Origin of the sequence: [Actinomadura] parvosata subsp. kistnae (genome assembly GCF_900323885.1) — a bacterium.
GTDB classification, from domain to species: Bacteria; Actinomycetota; Actinomycetes; order Streptosporangiales; family Streptosporangiaceae; genus Nonomuraea; species Nonomuraea composti.
The window spans coordinates 1-19880 of the sequence record NZ_OOHJ01000020.1; the positions used below are offsets into that span (position 1 = coordinate 1).

Here is a 19880-nt window from a genome sequence, read left to right on the forward strand (position 1 = left end):
CGCCAGGACGTCCTCCATGACGGCGATGCAGCGCTGCGCCAGCTCGTGCGCCCGCCGTCCCTCTTCGGTGGTGCGGATCAGCCGGGCGCGGGCGGAGGACGGGTCGGGCACCTGCTCCATGAGCCCCGCGGCGATGAGGCCGTGCACGGCCTGGTGGGCGCTCTGCCGGGTGACGCCCATGCGCCGGGCCAGCTCGGACACGGTGGTGCCGGTGTCGTCGAGGGTGGCGAACACCCAGGCCTGCGCGATGGTCAGCGGGCGCTCGCCGGCCCGCTCCATGCTGGCCAGGAGCCCGTCGTCGAACCAGCGCCTGGCCTCGGCCAGGCGCTGCGGCAGGTTGCGGGCCGGCTGCGTCATGTCGGTGTGCGTTCCAGGCTCTCGTCGGTACGGCGTCTTGCCAGAGTCTCCCATCCCTCCTAATGTCAGGCTACCTGACAATCCGATCCCGGCTGGAGAGCACCCCGCATGACCATGGAATTCGCCACCCCTTACCGCACCCGCTCCCACCTGCCGCCCGAGCCCGGCCGGCCGTACTTCGTCGAGAAGGGCATGGGCGACCGCGCCCACCTGTTCGGCGACCTGATCACGATCTACGCGGGCGGCGAGCAGACCGAGAACACGTTCAACTTCTTCACCTGCGAGGGCCCCAAGGGCCCGATCATCCCCGCGCACCTGCACGCCGGCACCTATGAGGTCTTCTACGTCACGCAGGGCGCCGTGCGGCTCTTCGTCGAGGACCTGGAGGGAGCGCAGCAGGAGAAGCTGCTGACCGCGGGCGACTTCGGCTTCGTCCCCAAGAACTGCCCGCACGCCTACCGCATCGAGCGCCACCACAGCCAGATCGTCGGCGTCGCCGCCGGGCCCGGCGGCACGTTCGAGCGCTTCTTCGAATCGCTCGGCACGCCCACCGACGAGCACGGCCTGCCCGCCACGCCGTACGTGCCCGCGCCGGAGCGGTTCGGCACCGTCCCGCAGCGGTACGACGTGCGCTTCCTGCCCGATCACGAGTGGCACCCCTGAAACCCTGGCTTAACTAAGGCAAGCGCCTTAAAGTTGGTGCGAGCTGTCAACGACCTGGGGGCCGCGATGACCATGCCGAACTATCCCTTCGACCGTGACGCCACGCTGGAGCCGCCGCGCGAGTGGGCCGAGCTGCGCGAGCAGTGCCCGGTCGCGCACGTGCGGCTGCCCAGCGGCGACACCGCGCAGCTGCTCACCCGCTACGACGACGTGCGCACCGCGCTGACCGACCAGCGCTTCCGCCGCGGCGGCCCCGACGCCGCGCGCGTCTCCACCACGCGCGACGGCGGCATCTTCAACCGCGCCGCGTCCGGCACCGACATGCGCGAAGGCGAGGGGCACCTGCGGTGGCGGCGGCTGCTCACCCGCTCCTTCACCGTCAAGAAGATGGAGACCTGGCGCCCGCGCGTGCAGGCGATGGCCGACGAGCTCGTGGACGACCTGCTCAAGTCCGGCTCGCCGGCCAACCTGTCCGCCCAGCTCGCCCTGCCGCTGCCGGTGCGCGTCATCTGCGCCCTGGTCGGCGCGCCGAGCCGCGACCAGGACCGGTTCGCCCACTGGTCGCAGGTCATGCTCACGCTGACCCGCTACAGCCAGGAGGAGGTGGAGCAGGCCTACCAGGAGTTCGACTCCTACGTCTCCGCCCTGGTGGACGCCCGGCGCGCCGACCCCGGCGACGACCTGCTGAGCGAGCTGACCCAGATCTCCGACAGCGAGGACGGCCGGCTCAGCCACCAGGAGCTCATCGCCACCGTGCGGGCGCTGCTGCTGGCCGGGCACGAGACGACGTCCAACATGATCGCCATCATGGCGGCCATGCTCCTGTCGGAGCGGGAGCGCTACCAGGCGGTGATCGACGACCCGGCGCTCATCCAGGGCACCGTGGAGGAGGTCCTGCGCCTCGACACCACGCTCAGCGTGATCGGCTTCCCGCGCGTCGCGGCCGAGGACCTCGAGCTCGGCGGCACCCCCGTGCAGGCGGGCGCCACCGTCATCCCGTGCCGGCCCGCCGCCAACCGGGACCCGCGCCGGTTCGAGGACCCCGAGCGGTTCGACCCGCGCCGGCCCAACGCCGCCCAGCACCTGAGCTTCGGCGCGGGCGCGCACTACTGCCTGGGCCAGCCGCTGGCCCGCCTGGAGCTGCAGGTCGTGCTCGGCACGCTCACCCGCCGCCTGCCCACGCTCGCCCTGCGCGACGGCGTGGACGGCCTGCGCCTGCGCAAGGGCCTGCTGTCGGGCGGGCTGGAGGACGTCTGGGTCACCTGGTGACCCCGCCGTCATCCGGCGCGCGGGTCAGGACGGCCGGTTGGTCTGCGGGATCTCGATGCTGATCGGCCGCGCTTCCGACAGGAAGAGCAGGGTCGCCTTGCGCAGGAACTCGTCGAAGAGCCAGTACGCCTCCGGCGCCAGCGGGAAGGGCAGCAGCCCCTCGCGGACCGCGATGAACGGCTTCCAGGACAGCCGCAGCAGCGGGTCCCACACCGGCTCCCGGGGGATCTTCAGCCAGCCGGCGATCTCGTCGCCGAGCATGAAGCGGGTGAACGCGCCGAGTATCGGCTTGCTGAGGATGCCGGCGTCGACGGAGGAGCCGAGGCCGAGCAGGATGTCGGCGAGCTTGACACCTTCGGGGGTCGGGGCCAGCACCGGGGTCAGCACCTGCTCGGCCTGGCTGTTCGCCTCGGCCCAGGAGGCGGGGATGTACTCGTCCTTGATGCCGAGCATATGCGCGCACAGCTGCCAGGAGTGCAGGAACGCCTCCGACTCCCCCGCCGGGATGGGCACCTTCCAGGCGACCAGCTTCTGCATGACGGTCGTGGGCAGGCTGTGCCAGGTCACCATCATGTCGCGCTGGCTGATCGGGATGTCCTCGTCGGCGACGTCCGGCCAGTGCGGCGACTGCGGCAGCAGGTGCCGCACGGCGGCGTGCACGAGCCGGGTCTTGACGCAGGTGACGATCATCTCGCCGTCGGGGCGGTAGGCGTTCTGCGACATGATGTCGTAGCCGAGCTTGGCGGTCTTGGAGATGCGGTCCTTCATGTCCGCGCCGCCCTGCGAGTAGTAGACGGCGCGGGCCTCCTTGGGGATGACCGTGCTCATCATGCCGCTGGCCAGCCCGTACAGGAGACCGAGGTAGAGGCCGCGCTTCTTGTTGAACTCGACGGCGAGCGACAGCTTGCCCTGGTCGGCCCAGGCGGGCAGCTGACGGGCGCGCTCCATGAAGGCGCGCAGGTCCTCCGGCAGCCCGGCGGGCAGCGGCTGGCCGTTCTTGGTCCAGGTGCGTAACAGCTCGTTGACGCGCGGGACGTCGCCGCGGTCGAGCAGCGCGGCCACCAGCGGGTCGGCCTCCTCGTCCCACACCCAGCGCGGGTCGAGGCCGGCCCCGGCGCCCGCGACCGAGCCGGTGGGTGACCACGTCCACGCGTGCGCGGGGGTCGCGATGCTCAGCGCACCGAGTGCGCCCAGCGCTCCGCCCGCCTTCAACATGTTGCGCCTGCTGAGTCCGCCCATGCCTTCGCTCCTCCTCTGGTCGAGGCCGGGAACACGCGCCTGATACGGTGAGACGCTGATTGCATCTGCGTATCATGAGAGCACAATGTGACGCCCATCACAAGACGGAGCGGCCGTCATGCGGCGATGGGGGCAGAATGAGGACACAGGAGGTGGTCGTGGATTCCGCGCTGTCCATGCTCATGTCACCCTCGGAGCCAGGCCCGGGATCCCTTCTGGATCGCGCGTACCTCGACGCCGTCGAGCGCGTCGACGACGCCGACGAGGCCCGCTCGCGCATCCTCGACGCCGCCTACGAGCAGTTCTGCCGCATGGGGATCCGCCGCTCGACCATGGAGGACGTCGCCCGGCGGGCGCGCGTCTCCCGCATCACCGTCTACCGCCGCTTCGCCACCAAGGACCTGCTGGTCGAGCAGGTCGTCCGCCGCGAGTTCCGCCGCTACTTCGACCGGTTCCTCATCGACATCGAGCAGGCCCGCACCGCGGCCGACCGGGTGGTGCTGGGCTTCGTCAGCTCACTGCGGGCGATCCGCTCCAACCCGCTCATCGGCGGGCTCATCGCGGCGGAGCCGGACCTCCTCGTCCCCTCCATGATCAACGACGGCGGTCAGACGCTCGCCACCGTCCGCCGGTTCGTCGCCGGCCAGCTCCGCCGCGAGCAACGCGCCGGCCACGTGCCCGCCGGCCTCGACACCGACCTGGTGGCCGAGATGATGGTCCGGGTCTCCGCCTCCTTCCTGGCCATCCCCAGCCAGGTCGTCGACCTCGACGACGACGCCCAGCTCGCCGCCGTCGCCCGCCGCTTCCTCGTACCGATGCTGCACGCGGAGGACTGACCGGCCGATCTGCACACAACCCGCACCCGCGCCGCACCGCGCCACCACACGCGTCTGCTTCGATGGCGCCGTGATCCTTCGACGGCTGCCGAGGGCGGGCGACGCCTCCTGGACGTTCGGCTGCGGCCTCTCGGCGGTCGTCGCGCTGACGTGCGCGGCGGCCGGAACGTTCTTCGACATCCACCTCGTGGCCCGCGCTCAGGTCCACTGCCAGGGGGACCTGAGCTCCGGCGAGAAGTTCGCCGAGGTGTTCTGGCTGCTCAGCCGGTTCGTCGTCGTCCCAGCCGTCGCGGTGCTGTCGGCGATCGCCGCGCTGCCCCTCCAGCTGCTGGCCCGGCTGCCGCCGCTGGCCGGGCGGGTGTGGCCGGTGCCCGTCCTGGTGGCGCTCAGCGTGACCGTCTCGGTGGCCGGGCCGGTAGCGATGGTGCTGTACGACGTGGCCACCGAGGGCACGCCCGGCGACTGCGTCCTGCCCTGGTGGCCGTCGTGGCTGCCCTCGTAGCCCGCGACGGCGCCCGCCCCCGACGGCGCCCGCCCCCGACGATGCCGGCCCCCGACGGCGCAGGTCAGAACATGACCAGGGACCGGATCACGTCGCCCGACCCCATCGCCGTGAACGCCTCGCCCACCTCGTCCAGCGTGATGCGGCGGCTGATCAGGCCCTCCAGGTCGAGCCGCCCCGCCCGCCACAGGCGCAGCAGGCGGCCGAAGTCGGTGCGGACGTCGCCGGAGCCGTACAGGCAGCCCGTCAGCCGCCGCTCGGTCGCGAACAGCTCGGCCGCGTTGAAGGTGACCAGGTCGTCGCGGCTGCCCGCGCCCACCACGACGGTGGTGCCGCCGCGCCGGGTGGCCTGCCACGCCTGCCGGATCGTCGCCGGGCGGCCCACGACCTCGAAGGCGTAGTCGAACCCGAGCCCGCCGGTGAGCTCGCGCACCGCGTCGCCGAGCTCGTCCGGCGTGGCCACGTGCGTGGCGCCGAACGCCCGGGCGGCCTCCAGCTTCTCCGGCACCTGGTCCACGGCCAGGACGGGAGCGGCGGCGGCCAGCCGGGCGCCCTGGATGACGTTGATCCCGACGCCGCCGCAGCCGATCACCAGGACCGACGAGCCGGGGCGTACCTCCGCGGTGTTGATCACGGCCCCGACGCCGGTCAGCACCGCGCAGCCGACCACGGCGGCCACGTCGAACGGCACGTCGTCCGGGATCGGGATGGCGGCGCGCGCGTCCACCACCGTCTCCTCGGCGAAGCAGCCCACGCCGAGGCCGGCGTGCGCGGGTTCACCCGCGACCGTCACGGTGGACGACGGCGGCCGGACGCTGACGCACAGGTTCGGCCGGCCGCCCAGGCACAGGGCGCAGCTACCGCAGGGCGGGATCCACGACAGGATGACGTGCGTCCCGACCGGCGGGCCGCTCACGCCGGGGCCGAGCTCGACCACCACCCCGGCGCCCTCGTGCCCGGGCACCAGCGGCAGCCGGGCGGGCAGGCGGCCCTCGCACATCGACAGGTCGGAGTGGCAGACGCCGGCGGCGCGCAGCCGCACCCGCACCTCGCCCGGGCCCGGCGGGCGCACGGCCAGCTCGTCGGTGACCTCGACGGGCTTGCCCGTCTCACGCAGGATGACGCCTCGCATCGTGTCGCTCTCCCCCGGCTCAGAGCTGGACGGACGTGGTGGTGAGGAACTCCTCCAGGCCGAAGCGGCCGTACTCGCGGCCGTACCCGGAGTGCTTGTAGCCGCCGAACGGGGCCAGCCCGTTGTGGGCGCCGTCGTTGATCCGGATCTGCCCGGCCCGCAGCCGCCTGGCGAAGCGGCGGGCGCGTCCCGGGTCGGCGGCGCGCACGCCCGCGGCCAGCCCGTACGCGGTGCCGTTGGCGATGCGCACGGCCTCGTCCTCCCCGTCGTAGGGCAGCACGACCAGGACCGGGCCGAAGATCTCCTCCTGCGCGATGCGCGACTCGGGGGCGACGCCGGTGATCACGGTGGGCCGCACGTAGTAGCCGCGCTCCAGCCCGTCGGGCGCGTCGGGGCCGCCGGTGAGGAGGGTCGCGCCGTCCTCGGCGGCCGAGCGCAGGTGCGCGCGGACGCGCTCGCGCTGCACGGCCGAGACCAGCGGGCCGAGCCGGGTGGCCGGGTCGCGCGGATCGCCCGGCGTGTACGTGGCGGCCTCGTCGGCCGCGACGCGTTCGGCGTCGTGCAGCCGCTCGCGCGGCACCAGCAGCCGGGTCAGGGCCGAGCAGGTCTGGCCGGAGTTCAGGTAACAGGCGGCCACGCCCTTGCGCACGGCGTCCTCGAACGCGGCGTCGTCGAGGTCGTCGAGCAGCACGTTCGCGGACTTGCCGCCCAGCTCCAGCGCGGTGCGCCGGACCCCGGCGGCGGCCAGCTCGGCCACCCGCCGCCCGGCGCGGGTGGAGCCGGTGAACGAGACCATGTCCACGAGCGGGTGCGCCGCCAGCGCCTCCCCCGCCTCCGGCCCGGTGCCGGAGACGACGTTGAACACCCCGGCCGGGATGCCGACCTCGTGCATCACCTCGGCCAGCACGAACGCGTCCAGCGGCGTCACCTCGCTGGGCTTGAGCACCACCGTGCAGCCCGCGGTCAGCGCGGGCGCCACCTTGGCGGCGATCTGGTGCAGCGGGTAGTTCCACGGGGTGATCGCGCCGACGACGCCGACCGGGTCGCGGTACACGACCGAGTTGCCCATCGGCTCCTCGAACGCGATGCCCGCGGCGACCTCCGGCATCGACATGAACGTGCGGATCGGCGAGCCCACCTGGATGGCCCGGGTCAGCTTGATCGGCATGCCGAGCTCGTTCACGATCGTCTCGGTGAGCTCGTCGGCGCGCTCCCCGAGCGCGGCGGCCACGGCGGCGCACAGCCCGGCCCGCTCGGCGGCGGGGCGGGCCGACCAGGCGGGCAGCGCGGCGGCGGCGGCCTCGACGGCGTGCGCGACGTCCTTGGGGCCGCCGCGCGGCACCTCGTCGAAGGGCTCCTCGGTGGCGGGGTTCACCACCGGTATGGGGGCTCCGCCGCTCGCCGGCACCCACTCACCATCGACATAGATCCGCTGCGGCATGGCCCACCCTCGGCTTGGAGGAGCATTATTCTAGATTTTGATTCTAGAAGCCACGCCGCAGCACCGTCCAGTCGCGGAACCTTGAGGGCCCCGCCGCGCCCGCCGCGCCGGCCGGGCGCGGGGCGGCGGATCCCGCCGCTGTCAGCCGATGCGCAGCGGCAGCGTGCGCGGGCCGCGCACCTGGCTGGCCGCCCACGTCACCGCCGCCGGATCCGCCAGGGAGAAGACGGGCACCCGCTCCAGCCACACCTCCAGCGCCACCCTCAGCTCCATGCGCGCCAGGTGCGAGCCCACACAACGGTGGATGCCCAGCCCGAACGCCGCGTGCCGGTTGACCTCCCGGTCGATGACCACCTCATCGGCCCGCTCGAAGTGCTCCGGATCCCGGTTCGCCGCCGGGAACGACAGCAGCACCCAGTCGTCGGCCTTCATCTCCACGCCGTTCCACTGCATGTCCTGCCTGACCAGCCGCGCCATCGTGACCGGCGCGTACGCCCGCAGCAGCTCCTCCATCGCGGTCGGCAGCAGCTCCGGCTCGGCCACCAGCCGCTCGCGGTCGCGCGGCGTCCTGGCCAGGTGCCACAGCGACGCACCGATGGCGCTCCAGGTCGTGTCGATGCCCGCGATGAGCAGCAGGATGATCGTGCCGAGCACGTGGTCGGGGTCGAGCTTGCGCCCGTGCAGCTCCGCGTCGATCAGGTACGTGATCAGGTCGTCGCGCGGCTGGTCCACGTGCTCGCGGATCTGCGCCAGCAGGTAGTCCGCCAGCGCCGCGAACCCCTCGGCGCGCTCCTCCGGCCGCTTGTTCACGCTCTCCAGCGACGTCTCGATGAACCGGCGGAACAGCGGCCCGTCCTCCGCCGGCAGCCCCAGCAGGTTCGCGATCACCCGTACCGGGATGTGCTGGGCGTACTCCCCCGCGCCGTCCACGACGTCCCGGCCCTCTAACGCGTCGATCAACTCGTGACAGTACGCGCGCGTCGCCTCCTCCTGCTTGCGCACCGCGCTCTTGGTGAACGCGGGCAGCAGCAGCTTGCGGGCGTCGTGATGGAACGGCGGATCGGACGAGATCGGCGGCACGCTGCCCATGGGCGCCAGCTCCCGCGGCGGCCGGACGTTGCTGACGATGATCCCCCGCGAGGAGAACCGGTCGGTGTCGTAGGCGATGGCCGCCACGTCCTCGTACCGGGTCGGCAGCCACACGCCGCCGAACCGCTCGGTGTGCGCGATCGGGCAGCGCTGCCGCAGCTCGTCCTGGATCGGGTACGGGTCCGCCGCCCACACCGGGTCCACATGGGAGAAGTCGGCGGCCCAGTCGGAGACCGGGTCGGTGACGATCTCGCTCGCCACCGGGATCGGGCGGTTCCTGCGCGCCTCGTCGAGATCGGGGCCGAAGCGGTCGTCCACGCCCGCCGGGCGGCTCCGCCCGTTGTCCACGCTCATAGAGCCGCTCCGTTCTCGGCCTCGACGGCCCTCTCAGGGCAGTTGGCCACCGCCAGGCGCGCCTCCGCCTCCTGGCCGGCGGCCACCTCGCCGCTGCCCAGCACGGTGCCGTAGCCTTCGTCGTCCTCACCGAACAGGTCAGGGGCGAGGTCGTAACAGCGGCCATGCCCTTGGCAACGCTCGGAGTCGATCCGGATCTTCATTGCCTCGTTCCCGTCTGTACTGGGGGTTGGGTGGTCGAGGGCGGGGATCAAGCGTTCGGGGGGTTGGGTTCCGTCCCTGAAGGAATTAAAAAAGCGTTCATTTGTCCCGTCAAGGGTCCCCCGAGGCGCGGTCGCCGGTGTCTGAGGCGCTGGCAGATGTCAGTACGGCACCAGGAATGTCAGGAGATATGGCAGTAGGCACGTGTATCGCAGGAGGTCGGCCCGGGGGAGGCTGTGCACGATAGATGGCCACTGGGAGCGATATGTGACCCATCCGGGAGCTCAAGTCGGCCCGGCCTGAGAACGGTCTGCTGCAGCGTGGACCGAAGCGTGGATACGCCGACCAGGCGGCGCTCACGATGAGGCGCAGCGCGCGCAGTGATCTGGGACCCCGGCGTGTCACAGGCATGGTGTGGTCCCCCTGTCGCGGTACGAGCCGCTTTTGAACGTGTTCAGCCAGCGCGTTAGGCTTGTCCCACTCGCCTTGGGGGGAAGCCGGATGAAGATCGTGATACCCGGGGGAACCGGGCAGGTAGGCACCATCCTCCGCCGCGCGCTGACCGCCGCGGGCCATGACGTTGTCATCCTGACCAGGCGGCCGCTGCGCGATCGCGACGTCCACTGGGATGCCGAGACGCTTGGCCCCTGGGCGAAGGAGATCGACGGTAGCGACGTCGTGATCAACCTGGCCGGACGCAGTGTCAACTGTCGCTACACGCCGGACAATCTGCGGGCCATGATGGATTCGCGGGTGCGTTCCACCCGGGTGGTGGGTGAGGCGGTCGCGGCCGCCTCACGGCCTCCCCGGGTCTGGTTGCAGATGAGCACCGCCACCGTCTACGCCCACCGCTTCGACGCCCCCAACGACGAGGTGACCGGCGTGCTGGGCGGCACCGAACCGGGCGTGCCGGGCTACTGGGCCTACAGCGTCGAGATCGCGAAAGCGTGGGAGCGGGCGCAGGAGCAAGCCGAAACCCCGCACACGCGCAAGGTCAGCATGCGCGCTGCCATGGTGATGAGCCCCGACCGCGGCGGCGTCTTCGACGTCTTGCTGCGGCTCGTGCGCCTCGGACTTGGCGGCCCGGTCGCCGGCGGTGCGCAGTTCGTGTCCTGGATCCATGACCGCGACTTCGTCCGCGCCGTCGAGTTCCTGGCCGACCGGGATGACCTCGCCGGGCCGGTGAACCTCGCCGCGCCTGCCCCTTTACCGCAACGTACGTTCATGCGCGTGCTGCGCGCCGCGTGTGGTGTTCCGGTGGGCCTGCCCGCAACGAAGTGGATGGCCGAGCTCGGCGCGTTCGCGCTGCGCTCGGATACCGAACTCCTGTTGAAGAGTCGCCGCGTCATCCCCGGCCGCCTGCTCGAAGCGGGCTTCGCGTTCGACTTTCCGCAGTGGCCGGAGGCCGCCGACGACCTCGTGCGACGTCTGCGCGGCAGGCCTGGATCCACCATGTGAGCCTCAGGCCCCTCCAGCGACTCGATGGCCGCCGGCCGCCCGCCATCTATCGTTCACCTCATCGGGAGATGATGACGCTCTGGCCCCAGCGGCCGGCGTTGGTCGTGGCACTGGCGTACGGCGTCGTCACGACGCCGGAGGCGTGCAGGGCGATCGCGCCGGGCGGCCTGCACGTCCATCTCGCTCACGGATGCCGGCTCCGTTGCGGTGCGGCGCGATTCTCACCGCGGTGGGCGCGCCCACGTCCTGTATCCGACCGTGACCCGCCTCGGCCACGCCATCGTGATCGCGCTGCCGATCGCCGTCGCCGCATACGGAGCCGGCGTCCTCGTCACCGGCCTCTTCGACGCGTCCTCACGCGTCCATGGCACGTGATCTTCGGCTGCGGCCGATCAGCCCAGTGACGCCGTTGCCGCACGCAGATCCCGCAGGGCGGACAGGGCGTGGTGGGCGAGTCCGCGCGGGTCATCGCGGTCGCTTTCCGACCACTGGGCGTAGCCTCGCTTGAAGGCGAGGACGCCCAGCTCCGCTGCGAGATGGGCGGTAGGGTCCGGGACGCCGCGGGCGACGAGTGCGGCCGTCATGGCGGCGGCCAGGCCGACGCTCTTGAGCGCGTCTCGCTCCTGGAGCTCGGTGCTGGCCGCTATGGCCGCCCTCAGCCGGGGGCCGAGCTCGCGGTTCGCCGGCCCCATGGCGCCGGATGCGCGTTCGAGACCGGCCGCGACCGCCTGCAGGGGGCTGGCGTCGGCGGGCGCCTCGGCGATTCCCTCGGCGAGCAGCCGGCTCAGGGTCTCCTGGCCGGCGACCAGCAGCTCGCGCTTGTCCGAGAAGTGCCGGAAGAAGGTGCTCTTGGTGACGCCGGCGCGCTCGGCGATCTGCGCCACCGTGGTGGCGTCGTACCCCTGCTCGGTGAACAGGTCCACGGCCGCGACGATGAGTCGCTGGGTCGTCTCCGGTTGCCATCGCGCCATGCACCACATCATAGGTGATGGGACAAGAGTCCCGTCACTGTGTATGGTGATGGGACAAAGGTCTCGTCACTTCGGGAGATTCTGATGCACGTTTTCGTCACCGGCGGCACCGGCACGATCGGCTCCGCCGTCGTCGCCGAACTCCTCACCCATGGCCACACCGTCCTCGCGCTGGCCCGTTCGGACAAGTCCGCGCAAGCCCTCACCGACGCCGGCGCCCAGGTGCTGCGCGGGCAACTGGCCGACCTCGACGTCCTGCGCGCCGGCGCCGCGCAGTCCGACGGCGTGATCAGCCTGGCCTTCGGCAGCGACTACAGCACCGACGAGACCCTCGCGCGGTCGATCGCCGAGGAGGGCGCCGCACTGGCCGCCCTGGGTGAGGAACTGCTGGGCAGCGATCGCCCGATCGTCACGGTCTCGGGTACGCCCTGGGTGCCGGGCCGTCCCTCCACCGAGGCCGATCCCGCGCCGACCGACGGGCCGGTGGGCGGTCGCGGCCGTTCGGTCAACGCACTGCTGGAGCTGGCCTCGCGCGGCGTGCGCGCCACGGCGGTCCGCATGCCGCGCACGGTGCACAACCAGGGCAAGGGCGGATTCGCCGGCCTGCTGACGGACCAGGCGCGCCGCACCGGCGTCGCCGGCTACCCCGGCGACGGCACCCAGCGCTGGCCCGCCGTGCACGCGCTCGACGCGGCGGTTGTGTTCCGCCTGGCTCTGGAGTCGGCACCCGCCGGAACGACCTGGCACGCCGTGGCCGACGAGGGCGACGCGGTACGCGACATCGCGACCGTCATCGGCCGGCGACTCGGACTACCGGTCGAGCAGGTGCCGCAGGAGAACTTCGGCCCGTTCGGCCCGATCTTCGCCATGGACCAACCCGCCTCCAGCGCCCACACCCGCCAGGTCCTCGGGTGGCGACCCGCGCACCCCGGCCTCCTGGAGGATCTGGCGAACATCCAGCCCTGAACAGGGCATTCTCTCCGAGCCTCGTCCATCCACGACCTGCTCACTGTAAGAACAGTGAAACAACCATGGCCGCGCCGATGGCCATGAATCGCCGCCACCACGCCCTCATCGTGCCTCCGGTCGCCACCGCGCGACGGCCGAAGAACCAGGTCATCCGGGTATGTGAGACAAGCCCTTGCGAGGCGCGCCCGGATCGCGGTCCTGGGGCGGCTCAGATCCCCGCAAGGTGGGCGCGGATGGCGGAGGCGCCCGATTCGGCGAGCCAGTCGGACAGGGTGCGCAGGCCGGGGTGGATGACGCGCAGCGCTTCGAGGTCGGCGTGCCAGCGGTGACCGGCGTGCCAGTGCCTCATGGTGTCGGCGACCTCCGGCCCGAGCCGGGCGGCGTCGTCGCCGGTGATCTGTTCGTACCGGATCGGCAGGCCGGTGGCCGCGGTGATCGCGGCGGCGGCCTCGACCGGGGTCGGCTCGTCGCCCGCGAGCTCCAGGGTGCGCCCGGCGAACCTGGCCGGGTCCGCGAAGGCGAGCGCGGCGAACTCGGCGATGTCCTCCAGCGCGATGACCTGCATGGGCTCGTGCGGCGGGAACAGGTGGCGATGCACGCCGTCGGGTGAGAGGCCGTCGATGGCGACGGCGCCGACGCCCAGGTAGTTGGTCATGAACCGGACCGGGCGCAGCACGGTCGGCAGCGCCACGTGGTCATGCAGGTACTCCTCGATCAGCCTCTTGCCCCGCCCGCCCCGCGCGGGGGCAGAGCTGGAGGCGGACGTGGAGGCGGACGTGGAGGTGGACAGGGAGGTGGACAGGGAGGCGACGGTGCTGAAGACGACCTGCTCGACGCCCGCCTTGACCGCGGCGTCGATCAGCGCCCTGCCCCGGGCGGCCTCCAGTCCGGTCTCCGGTCCGGACGGGCCGTAGGCGACGGGCGGAACGCCGAACACGGCGGCGACGCCGTCGAGCGCGGGCGGCAGGCTCGCCGGGTCGTCGAAGTCGCCGCGGACCAGCTCCGCGCCCGCGGCGGCCAGCTCGGCGGCGGCCGGCGCGGCCAGGTCGCGCACCAGCGCCCGGACGTTCCAGCGGCCGGCGAGCAGCCGCCGGGCGGTGGCGCCGCCCTGCTTGCCGGTCGCGCCGGTGACGAGGATCGTGGCGCCGGAGCCTGCCGGGGTGGCGGTGGTCATGGTGGTGTCCTCCGTTGATGGGGGAAATACTGGACGGGTCCGGAATGCTCCACCCGTTTAGCCGCTACACACAAGGATTTCGTGACATGACAGCAGCGCCACTCGCCGCACCCGCCCGGCGGGCCGACGCCCGCCGCAACCGGGAGGTCGTCCTGCGCACGGCGATGCGGGTGTTCGCCGAGGAGGGGCCGGAGGCGTCCCTAGCCCGCATCGCGCAACGCGCCGGGGTCGGCGCCGGCACCGTCTACCGGCACTTCCCGAGCAAGGACGTCCTGCTGGAGGCGGTGCTCGCCGAATACCTCGACGCGTTGGTGGCCGGCGCCGAGCGGTGGAGCGCCCGCGCCGCTCCCGGCGACGCGCTGGTCGGCTTCCTGCTCGACGTGATCGAGAAGTCGGCGGGCCGGCAATACGTCTGTGACGCGCTCACCGGCGACCGCGGCTGGCCGCGCGCCGTGCTCGCCGCGGCGGTCCGGCGCTTCCACGAGGCACTGGAGCGGCTGCTGCGCGACGCGCGGCAGGCCGGGGTGATCCGCGCCGACGTGCGGGTGGACGACCTGTCGGCCCTCGCCGTCGGCGGCGCCGCCCTCCGCGCGGCCCACCACGACCAGGACCGCGGCACCCGCCTCGTACGACTGCTGCTCGAAGGACTACGCACCCGCACCGTCACGAAACCCGACCCCTTCCGTGACCCACCGTCCCCGCCGCGTCACGAAACCCCGCGGCACTGCGCCGAGTGCGGGGCACCGCTGCCGGCGCGCACCACCGGGCGGCCACCCCGCTACTGCGGCTCCACCTGCCGCCAGCGCGCCCACCGACGCCGCCTCGCCGGCTAGCGATCACCACGTCAGGCGACCTTCTCCAGCAGGTGCGGACCACGCTCGTCTTCCTCCCCGATCGCGCCCGTCCGCGAGCACCCCATGACGGCGGATGAGCAGGCGGCCGCCGCACAACGGCTGAGCGACGACCGCCTACCCTGCCCTGCTCACGGGCTGGAGCGCCGCAGAGCGCGCACCTGGTGAATAAGCAGTGCTCCATGCATGTCGTGCCTGGCGGTTCGCAGCGGAGGGCGCACTCGTGTCCAAGATCGACGGTGGACGGTGGGCGCTCCACCGCCTGCCGGCCATGGGCCATGAGCGGGGCCGCGTACGGGCCGCCGAGCTGCTTGGTCACCATGAGGTTCCCCGGTTTCGGAAAAGTGCGTTCTTCCACGTCAGCGATCGCTCTCCTATGGTTTCCCAGTAACCACTAGAGAGTACGGAGGCCGTTCCGAGGCCTCCGTCAGCTGACTGATCGGGAGTTCTCGTGGCTGTTTCGCTCATCAACCCTGACGGGCACGTCCAGGTTCCGCTCTACCACCACGTCGCGGTTGCGAGCGGGAGCAGGCAGGTCCACATCGCGGGGCAGGTCGCCTGGGACGGGAACGGCGAGCTGGTGGCGCCGGGCGATCTCGCCGGCCAGGTGGCCCAGGTCTACCGCAACGTCGCCGCGGCGCTGGACGCGGCCGGGGCGACGTTCCACGACGTCGTCCGCTTCACCTGGTACGCCGCGGGCTGGAAGAGGGAGATGTACGACGCCTTCAACGCGGGCGTCGAGCAGGCGGCCCGCGAGTTCGACATCGCCAGGCCGCCGGCCGCGCTGATCGGGGTGGACGTGCTCTTCGAACCCGGCATCCTGGTCGAGGCCGAAGTCACGGCGATCATCGACTGAGCCGCCCGCTCCCCACAAGACCCGGGCCCGGCCGTCCCGGGGTCTTGTGGGGCGCGGACCGGGGCTCGTTGTCGTCTTCGACGCGCCCAGACGGCCGGTGACGGGAGATCTGTCGGTTCCGGCTGATATTCATGATCACCCCCAGCGTTTGCGATCGTGAATGGAGCCGTGTGATGACGTCAGCGGGCAAATGGGACCATCTGGAGCCGGCCACGAGGGCCGCCTACCTCCGGTTCGACGAGCTCACCGAGCAAGGGCTCGAGCCCGGTCTCGACGTCGACTGGCGGGTCTACGGCACGTACGCGCAGATGAGGCTCTGGCTGGGGCCGGAGGGCGGCCACGACTACGACGAGCGGGTGCTGCGCATGGTCCGGTCGGTGGCCGAGCGCGACATCGACTTCACCTACCTCGAAGCTCACCACCTCATGGAGCGGGCAGGATACTGGGTGCGGCAGGGGCACACCCGCTACGAGGAGCTGTTCCGGATCCCGCTCGCGGCGGCCCGCCGGTTCGACCACCAGCAGCGCCGCGAGCTGCTGCGCCGGCTGACGTCGGGGCCGGGGCTGAAGGAGGCGCGGGCGCTCCTGGCCGGGCAGGTGACCGAGCTGCTCACCGAACCCGCGGAGAACGGCCCGGCCGGGGTGGTCCGTACCGAGATCGGCGACACCGACCCCTTCGCCCGCATGCTGGCCGAGGAGTACGGCGCGCGCCTGGCCGAGGTGCTGCCGCTGTTCCGCCATTGGAACACCGCCCGCTCCACCAGGCCCAGCGCCCGGTGGCTCAGGAACGCCGAGCGGATGCTCACCCCCGGCGCGGTCGCCCTGGTCCGTGAGCTGCTCACGCGGCTGGCGGCCTACCGGGGCGGAGATTGGGTCGTCGGGTACGGCGACAACGAGTGGCGGGACAAGGTCTTCCTCAGGGAGGACACCATCGTCGTGGTGCGCGGCATCCTGTGGACCTGCCAAGTGATCGACGAGCGCTGGGTGACCTCGCTCGTCACCGACGTCGCGACGACGTGCGGCACCGGCAGCAACGGCATGGGCTCCACCTGCCGCTGCGAACCGGTCACCAACGCCGCCGTCGGCGTCCTGGCCCGCAGGGGCGGCCTCGACGTGATCGTCCCGCTGTCCAGGATCCAGGCGAAGGTGCGCGCGAGGTCCGTACAGAGGAATCTGAGCCTCGCCCTCGACGCGGTGGCCGCCGCGAACGGGCTGACCCGCGAGCAGCTGCTCGACCGGGCGGTCCCCACCTTCGGCCTGGACGCCGGCGGCGTCCGCGAGGAGCGGATCGGCGACTACCGGGTCAGGTTGTGCGCCGGCGTGCCGGCCCTGCGGTACGTGAACGCGGCGGGCAAAACGGTCAAGTCGCTGCCGAAGGAGCTGCGGGCGGAGCTGTCGGATCTGCGGGCCGTCCTGAAGGAGCTCAAGCTGGCGCAGGCGGCCGAGCGGTTCCGCCTGGAGCAGGCGATCGTCCAGGAACGGACGTGGCAGTGGCGCGAGGTGAGCGAGTACTTCCTCGACCATCCCGTCACCGGCCCCTACGCCCGCGCCCTGGTCTGGCAGATCGCCGGCGGCCGGGCTGCCCTGCCGGTCAAGACGCCCGACGGCTGGGAACTGGCCGGCCACCGCCCCGCTCCCGACGCCGTGGCAGGGCTGTGGCACCCGATCCACGCGACCGCCGGCGAGGTGGCGGCGTGGCGCGACCACCTCATCGAGAGCGGGGTGCGCCAGCCGTTCAAACAGGTCTTCCGCGAGCTCTACCCGCTGACCCCCGCCGAGGAGCGGACCGGCACCTTCTCCAACCGTTTCGCCGGTCACGTCCTGCGCTATGGCCAGGCCCGGACCCTGCTCGGCCAGCGCGGCTGGACCGGCCGCTCCATCGGCAACTGGGACTACGACAACGGCGGCGACCAGGGGGAGGTGGTGCGCGATCTGGCGGGCTGGCAGGCCCGCTGGGCCCTGCACATCGTCTCCGGGTACGGGGATCCCCTGCTGTGCGCCACCGAGGCCATCACCTTCCACCGCGACGGGCGACCGGCGTCGATGGCCGACGTGCCGCCGCTGGTGCTGTCGGAGATCCTGCGCGAGGCCGACCTCGCCGTGGGCGTGGCCTCGGTCGCCCGCGACGAGCAGGCGCTGATCGGCCACGAACGCTACTGGCACTCTCACGGCTTCGGCGAGCTGACGGAGACGGCCAAGACCCGGCGCGAGGCGCTGGCGCGGCTGCTGCCGAGATTGAAGATCGCCTCCCGGCTGGAGCTGACCGACCGGTTCCTTGTTGTCCGAGGGGATCTGAAGACCTACAAGATCCATCTGGGGTCGGCGAACGTCCTGATGGAGCCCAACGACGCCTACCTGTGCATCGTCCCGGCGGGCGGGGGCGGCGCGGCCGGATCGGTGTTCCTGCCGTTCGAGGACGACGGCGGGACCCTGTCGGTGATCCTGTCGAAGGCGTTCCTCCTGGCCGACGACACGGCGATCACCGACCCGACGATCACCCGGCAGCTCGGCTGAACGCCCCGCCCGGGCACCGTCTCATCAGCAGTGATGTCGCGGAAGTCCTCGGGGGAACGGTTCGCGGGCTTCCGGCACGAATGGCGGCTCGCTCGCCGGGCGGACAGGGCGTCACCTCCAACGGTAGTTTCCGATCATGTCCGGCGCCGACTTCACCCCGCTCCGGGTGACCTCCCTCAAGCACAGCCCCGCCCGGGAGTGGGCGCAAGCCAGCGGCTACCCGGTCATACGCCGCCCGGCACCGCCTCGCCTACGCCGTCGACGGGGAATACCTCACCGACATCAACCCGACCTCTCCCATCGAGAGGCGTGGCGCGGATCCTGACCGGCTCAGTCGGCACCTTCGCGAGCTCGGCATCGATCCAGCCGCCGCCGAACGCATCGACAACGCCATCCCGGCGGCCCTGGCGATCGCCGGCCGGATCACCCGCGTCGTGATCACCTTGGAGCATCTTCGCCGCCCCGTTCTGGGCGCCGCCATTCCCGGAGCTTACTGATCGCCTTGACCAGTCTTCGCGACCTCGGCACCATGCCGGCATGAGTGCCGGCCTGATCATCGCGATGCCTCTCCGCCAGTGGGGGCTCATCGACGCGTCCATGGACAATGACGCCAGCGTCGAGACAGTGAACGGCGATCGCCGACGTGCCGATCTTGCGCGCAGCATCCGCAGGGCCGGGTGGGATCAGATCGCTCATTGGACGCCCGGCGTTCCAGGCTCCGGTTCGTGGCCTCCGCCGGACGAGATCGTGAAACCCAAACTGACGATCGCTCAATGGCTTCTCACGATCGACGTCCTCGAACGCTGGGCCGAGGCCGCCGATCGGACCGGACGCCACGAAGCCGCCGCTCGAGAACGCGAGCTCCGGGAGCTGATCGTCTCCCGGTTACAAGCGCACGGGGTTCGACTTCCTGAAGACTCCGCGGGTGCCTCCAGGCCAGAAGACAGAGATGAACGGCTTCCATGACGACCACAGCGCATGAACCCCCGGAGGCGCGCTGGCCGCGGCTGGAGAGCGGCGACCACGTCGCGCTCGTCTCCCCCGCCAGCTTTCCCGACGCCCGCGATGTCGAAGACCTCACCAGGTTGCTGACCGGTTGGGGGTTGCGGGTCAAGGTCGGGGAGCATGTCCTGGACCGGCACGGCTACATGGCCGGGCGGGACGCGGATCGGGTGGCCGATCTCAATGCCGCCTTCGCCGATCCCGAGGTGCGGGCGGTCGTCACCACGCGGGGTGGGGCGGGCGCCTACCGGATCGTGGACGCTGTCGACTTCGAGGCCGTCCGGGCGGATCCGAAGCCGTTGGTGGGGTTCAGTGACATCACGTACCTGCATCTGGCCATCTGGGGTCGGTGCCGGGTGTCTGGCGTTCACGGCTGTCTTGTCGGGCCCCACGCGATCGCGACCGTTCGGCGGTTGCTCATGGGCGTCGAGCCTGTGACGTACCGTCGTAATCCGCGGCTGCTCTCGGTGGCCGCCGAGGTGCCCGGGCGGGCTCGGGGGCGGTTGCTGGGCGGGTGGCTGGGGCGGCGGCCGGGATGGTGGGGGCCGGGCTGCCGGATCTCTCCGGGGCGATCCTGCTGGTCGAGGCGGAGCGGACGGTCGGGCTGGGGGTGATCGACCGGCAGCTCACCCAGCTCATCCGCGCCGGCGCCCTGGACGGTCTCCAGGGGGTCGCTCTGGGGCGGTTTCCCGGGTTTGAGGACTACAGCGATCGTGGGTGGAATCTCGTCGATGTTCTGCGCGACCGGCTCGTTCCGCTCGGCGTGCCCGTGCTCGGTGGTCTCGAGTTCGGGCATGGGACGGATCCGCACGCGGTCGCTCTCGGGACGATGGCCGACCTCGACACCGGCAGCGGCACCCTCACGGTGAGCCCGCCCGCGCGGTGACGGCGCCCGAACCAATGATCGTGCGGGAGCGTCCAACAGGATCACGGTGTCAGGAAGGGCAGGGCTGATGGGGGCATCCTTTTGAACGGCACACTTCGCGCGAGCACGATGATCAAT

General features: G+C 71.8%; 22 protein-coding genes. 14 read left to right on the top strand and 8 right to left on the bottom strand.

The window, feature by feature from the left end; all coding sequences use genetic code 11:
* The coding region (locus KIS93_RS41575) for a MarR family winged helix-turn-helix transcriptional regulator (RefSeq protein WP_186404727.1) at nucleotides 1-357 on the bottom strand (357 nt) is incomplete at its 3' end.
* Nucleotides 358-465: 108 nt separating this feature from the next.
* On the opposite strand from KIS93_RS41575, the gene KIS93_RS41580 reads away from it, so the two are divergent.
* Both KIS93_RS41580 and KIS93_RS41585 read left to right on the top strand, forming a co-directional pair.
* Nucleotides 466-1020, top strand: a complete 555-nt coding sequence (locus KIS93_RS41580) for a quercetin 2,3-dioxygenase (RefSeq protein ID WP_080039068.1) — start codon at nucleotides 466-468, stop codon at nucleotides 1018-1020.
* Nucleotides 1021-1056: 36 nt separating this feature from the next.
* The gene (locus KIS93_RS41585) at nucleotides 1057-2289 is read left to right on the top strand and encodes a cytochrome P450 (protein WP_230466196.1); all 1233 of its coding nucleotides are present in this window, start codon (nucleotides 1057-1059) and stop codon (nucleotides 2287-2289) included.
* Between the two features lie 24 nt (nucleotides 2290-2313).
* Here KIS93_RS41585 and KIS93_RS41590 read toward each other — a convergent pair whose 3' ends face one another.
* Nucleotides 2314-3528: an oxygenase MpaB family protein gene (locus KIS93_RS41590; RefSeq protein WP_080039070.1), complete on the bottom strand. Its 1215-nt coding sequence runs from the start codon at nucleotides 3526-3528 to the stop codon at nucleotides 2314-2316.
* Between the two features lie 137 nt (nucleotides 3529-3665).
* Between KIS93_RS41590 and KIS93_RS41595 the strand changes: the two genes are divergently transcribed.
* Together KIS93_RS41595 and KIS93_RS41600 are read left to right on the top strand one after the other, a co-directional pair.
* Nucleotides 3666-4364, top strand: coding sequence for a TetR/AcrR family transcriptional regulator (locus KIS93_RS41595; RefSeq protein WP_080039071.1), 699 nt, complete (start codon nucleotides 3666-3668; stop codon nucleotides 4362-4364).
* 70 nt (nucleotides 4365-4434) lie between these two features.
* Nucleotides 4435-4866 carry a hypothetical protein gene (locus KIS93_RS41600; protein WP_080039072.1) on the top strand — a complete coding sequence of 144 codons (432 nt, stop codon included), beginning with the start codon at nucleotides 4435-4437 and terminating at the stop codon, nucleotides 4864-4866.
* Nucleotides 4867-4930: 64 nt separating this feature from the next.
* On the opposite strand, the gene KIS93_RS41605 is transcribed toward KIS93_RS41600, so the two are convergent.
* The 4 genes from KIS93_RS41605 to KIS93_RS41620 form a co-directional block, all read right to left on the bottom strand.
* Nucleotides 4931-5998 (bottom strand): Zn-dependent alcohol dehydrogenase, encoded by a 1068-nt coding sequence (locus KIS93_RS41605; RefSeq protein WP_080039073.1) that lies wholly within the window; start codon nucleotides 5996-5998, stop codon nucleotides 4931-4933.
* A gap of 19 nt (nucleotides 5999-6017) precedes the next feature.
* Nucleotides 6018-7439, bottom strand: a complete 1422-nt coding sequence (locus tag KIS93_RS41610; protein ID WP_080039074.1) for an aldehyde dehydrogenase family protein — start codon at nucleotides 7437-7439, stop codon at nucleotides 6018-6020.
* A gap of 141 nt (nucleotides 7440-7580) precedes the next feature.
* Nucleotides 7581-8882, bottom strand: coding sequence for a cytochrome P450 (locus KIS93_RS41615; RefSeq protein ID WP_080039075.1), 1302 nt, complete (start codon nucleotides 8880-8882; stop codon nucleotides 7581-7583).
* The gene (locus KIS93_RS41620) at nucleotides 8879-9085 is read right to left on the bottom strand and encodes a ferredoxin (RefSeq protein ID WP_080039076.1); all 207 of its coding nucleotides are present in this window, start codon (nucleotides 9083-9085) and stop codon (nucleotides 8879-8881) included. The genes KIS93_RS41615 and KIS93_RS41620 overlap by 4 nt, the downstream gene beginning before the upstream one ends.
* Nucleotides 9086-9584: 499 nt before the next feature.
* On the opposite strand from KIS93_RS41620, the gene KIS93_RS41625 reads away from it, so the two are divergent.
* Nucleotides 9585-10541: a TIGR01777 family oxidoreductase gene (locus KIS93_RS41625; RefSeq protein WP_080046774.1), complete on the top strand. Its 957-nt coding sequence runs from the start codon at nucleotides 9585-9587 to the stop codon at nucleotides 10539-10541.
* A gap of 392 nt (nucleotides 10542-10933) precedes the next feature.
* Here the strand turns inward: KIS93_RS41625 and KIS93_RS41630 are convergent, their stop codons facing one another.
* On the bottom strand, nucleotides 10934-11512 hold the full coding sequence (locus KIS93_RS41630) for a TetR/AcrR family transcriptional regulator (protein WP_080039077.1): 579 nt from the start codon (nucleotides 11510-11512) through the stop codon (nucleotides 10934-10936).
* A gap of 84 nt (nucleotides 11513-11596) precedes the next feature.
* Here KIS93_RS41630 and KIS93_RS41635 point away from each other — a divergent pair, with 84 nt between their 5' ends.
* Nucleotides 11597-12478 (top strand): SDR family oxidoreductase, encoded by an 882-nt coding sequence (locus KIS93_RS41635; RefSeq protein ID WP_080039078.1) that lies wholly within the window; start codon nucleotides 11597-11599, stop codon nucleotides 12476-12478.
* A 211-nt stretch (nucleotides 12479-12689) separates the two neighbouring features.
* On the opposite strand, the gene KIS93_RS41640 is transcribed toward KIS93_RS41635, so the two are convergent.
* Entirely contained in the window at nucleotides 12690-13655 is a 966-nt protein-coding gene (locus tag KIS93_RS41640) for an NmrA family NAD(P)-binding protein (protein WP_155127393.1), read from the bottom strand.
* A gap of 86 nt (nucleotides 13656-13741) precedes the next feature.
* Here KIS93_RS41640 and KIS93_RS41645 point away from each other — a divergent pair, with 86 nt between their 5' ends.
* The 8 genes from KIS93_RS41645 to KIS93_RS63775 all read left to right on the top strand — a co-directional run bounded on the left by KIS93_RS41645 (nucleotide 13742) and on the right by KIS93_RS63775 (nucleotide 19763).
* Nucleotides 13742-14488, top strand: a complete 747-nt coding sequence (locus tag KIS93_RS41645) for a TetR/AcrR family transcriptional regulator (RefSeq protein ID WP_080039079.1) — start codon at nucleotides 13742-13744, stop codon at nucleotides 14486-14488.
* Nucleotides 14489-14681: 193 nt separating this feature from the next.
* Nucleotides 14682-14897, top strand: coding sequence for an aminoglycoside adenylyltransferase domain-containing protein (locus tag KIS93_RS69225; RefSeq protein WP_080039080.1), 216 nt, complete (start codon nucleotides 14682-14684; stop codon nucleotides 14895-14897).
* Nucleotides 14898-14957: 60 nt separating this feature from the next.
* Entirely contained in the window at nucleotides 14958-15362 is a 405-nt protein-coding gene (locus KIS93_RS41655; protein ID WP_080039081.1) for a RidA family protein, read from the top strand.
* 173 nt (nucleotides 15363-15535) lie between these two features.
* The gene (locus KIS93_RS41660; protein WP_186404728.1) at nucleotides 15536-17875 is read left to right on the top strand and encodes a DUF4132 domain-containing protein; all 2340 of its coding nucleotides are present in this window, start codon (nucleotides 15536-15538) and stop codon (nucleotides 17873-17875) included.
* Nucleotides 17876-18156: 281 nt separating this feature from the next.
* On the top strand, nucleotides 18157-18372 hold the full coding sequence (locus KIS93_RS69230; RefSeq protein ID WP_418115088.1) for a DUF6461 domain-containing protein: 216 nt from the start codon (nucleotides 18157-18159) through the stop codon (nucleotides 18370-18372).
* A gap of 40 nt (nucleotides 18373-18412) precedes the next feature.
* On the top strand, nucleotides 18413-18841 hold the full coding sequence (locus KIS93_RS41670) for a hypothetical protein (RefSeq protein ID WP_155127396.1): 429 nt from the start codon (nucleotides 18413-18415) through the stop codon (nucleotides 18839-18841).
* Nucleotides 18838-19491, top strand: coding sequence for a S66 peptidase family protein (locus KIS93_RS41675; protein WP_222107827.1), 654 nt, complete (start codon nucleotides 18838-18840; stop codon nucleotides 19489-19491). Before KIS93_RS41670 ends, KIS93_RS41675 begins: the two co-directional genes overlap by 4 nt.
* Entirely contained in the window at nucleotides 19413-19763 is a 351-nt protein-coding gene (locus KIS93_RS63775) for a S66 peptidase family protein (protein ID WP_222107828.1), read from the top strand. Before KIS93_RS41675 ends, KIS93_RS63775 begins: the two co-directional genes overlap by 79 nt.
* Nucleotides 19764-19880: the final 117 nt, after the last annotated feature.

What these genes read in the sequence shown, in the direction of transcription:
- KIS93_RS41590 (WP_080039070.1), bottom strand. Translation starts at nt 3,528, where the DNA reads ATGGGCGGACTCAGCAGGCGCAACATGTTGAAGGCGGGCGGAGCGCTG.
- KIS93_RS41620 (WP_080039076.1), bottom strand. Translation starts at nt 9,085, where the DNA reads ATGAAGATCCGGATCGACTCCGAGCGTTGCCAAGGGCATGGCCGCTGT.
- KIS93_RS41670 (WP_155127396.1), top strand. Translation starts at nt 18,413, where the DNA reads ATGAGTGCCGGCCTGATCATCGCGATGCCTCTCCGCCAGTGGGGGCTC.
- KIS93_RS41675 (WP_222107827.1), top strand. Translation starts at nt 18,838, where the DNA reads ATGACGACCACAGCGCATGAACCCCCGGAGGCGCGCTGGCCGCGGCTG.
- KIS93_RS41645 (WP_080039079.1), top strand. Translation starts at nt 13,742, where the DNA reads ATGACAGCAGCGCCACTCGCCGCACCCGCCCGGCGGGCCGACGCCCGC.
- KIS93_RS41610 (WP_080039074.1), bottom strand. Translation starts at nt 7,439, where the DNA reads ATGCCGCAGCGGATCTATGTCGATGGTGAGTGGGTGCCGGCGAGCGGC.
- KIS93_RS41630 (WP_080039077.1), bottom strand. Translation starts at nt 11,512, where the DNA reads ATGGCGCGATGGCAACCGGAGACGACCCAGCGACTCATCGTCGCGGCC.
- KIS93_RS41660 (WP_186404728.1), top strand. Translation starts at nt 15,536, where the DNA reads ATGACGTCAGCGGGCAAATGGGACCATCTGGAGCCGGCCACGAGGGCC.
- KIS93_RS41625 (WP_080046774.1), top strand. Translation starts at nt 9,585, where the DNA reads ATGAAGATCGTGATACCCGGGGGAACCGGGCAGGTAGGCACCATCCTC.
- KIS93_RS41595 (WP_080039071.1), top strand. Translation starts at nt 3,666, where the DNA reads ATGAGGACACAGGAGGTGGTCGTGGATTCCGCGCTGTCCATGCTCATG.
- KIS93_RS41605 (WP_080039073.1), bottom strand. Translation starts at nt 5,998, where the DNA reads ATGCGAGGCGTCATCCTGCGTGAGACGGGCAAGCCCGTCGAGGTCACC.
- KIS93_RS41635 (WP_080039078.1), top strand. Translation starts at nt 11,597, where the DNA reads ATGCACGTTTTCGTCACCGGCGGCACCGGCACGATCGGCTCCGCCGTC.
- KIS93_RS63775 (WP_222107828.1), top strand. Translation starts at nt 19,413, where the DNA reads ATGGTGGGGGCCGGGCTGCCGGATCTCTCCGGGGCGATCCTGCTGGTC.
- KIS93_RS41615 (WP_080039075.1), bottom strand. Translation starts at nt 8,882, where the DNA reads ATGAGCGTGGACAACGGGCGGAGCCGCCCGGCGGGCGTGGACGACCGC.
- KIS93_RS41580 (WP_080039068.1), top strand. Translation starts at nt 466, where the DNA reads ATGACCATGGAATTCGCCACCCCTTACCGCACCCGCTCCCACCTGCCG.
- KIS93_RS41640 (WP_155127393.1), bottom strand. Translation starts at nt 13,655, where the DNA reads ATGACCACCGCCACCCCGGCAGGCTCCGGCGCCACGATCCTCGTCACC.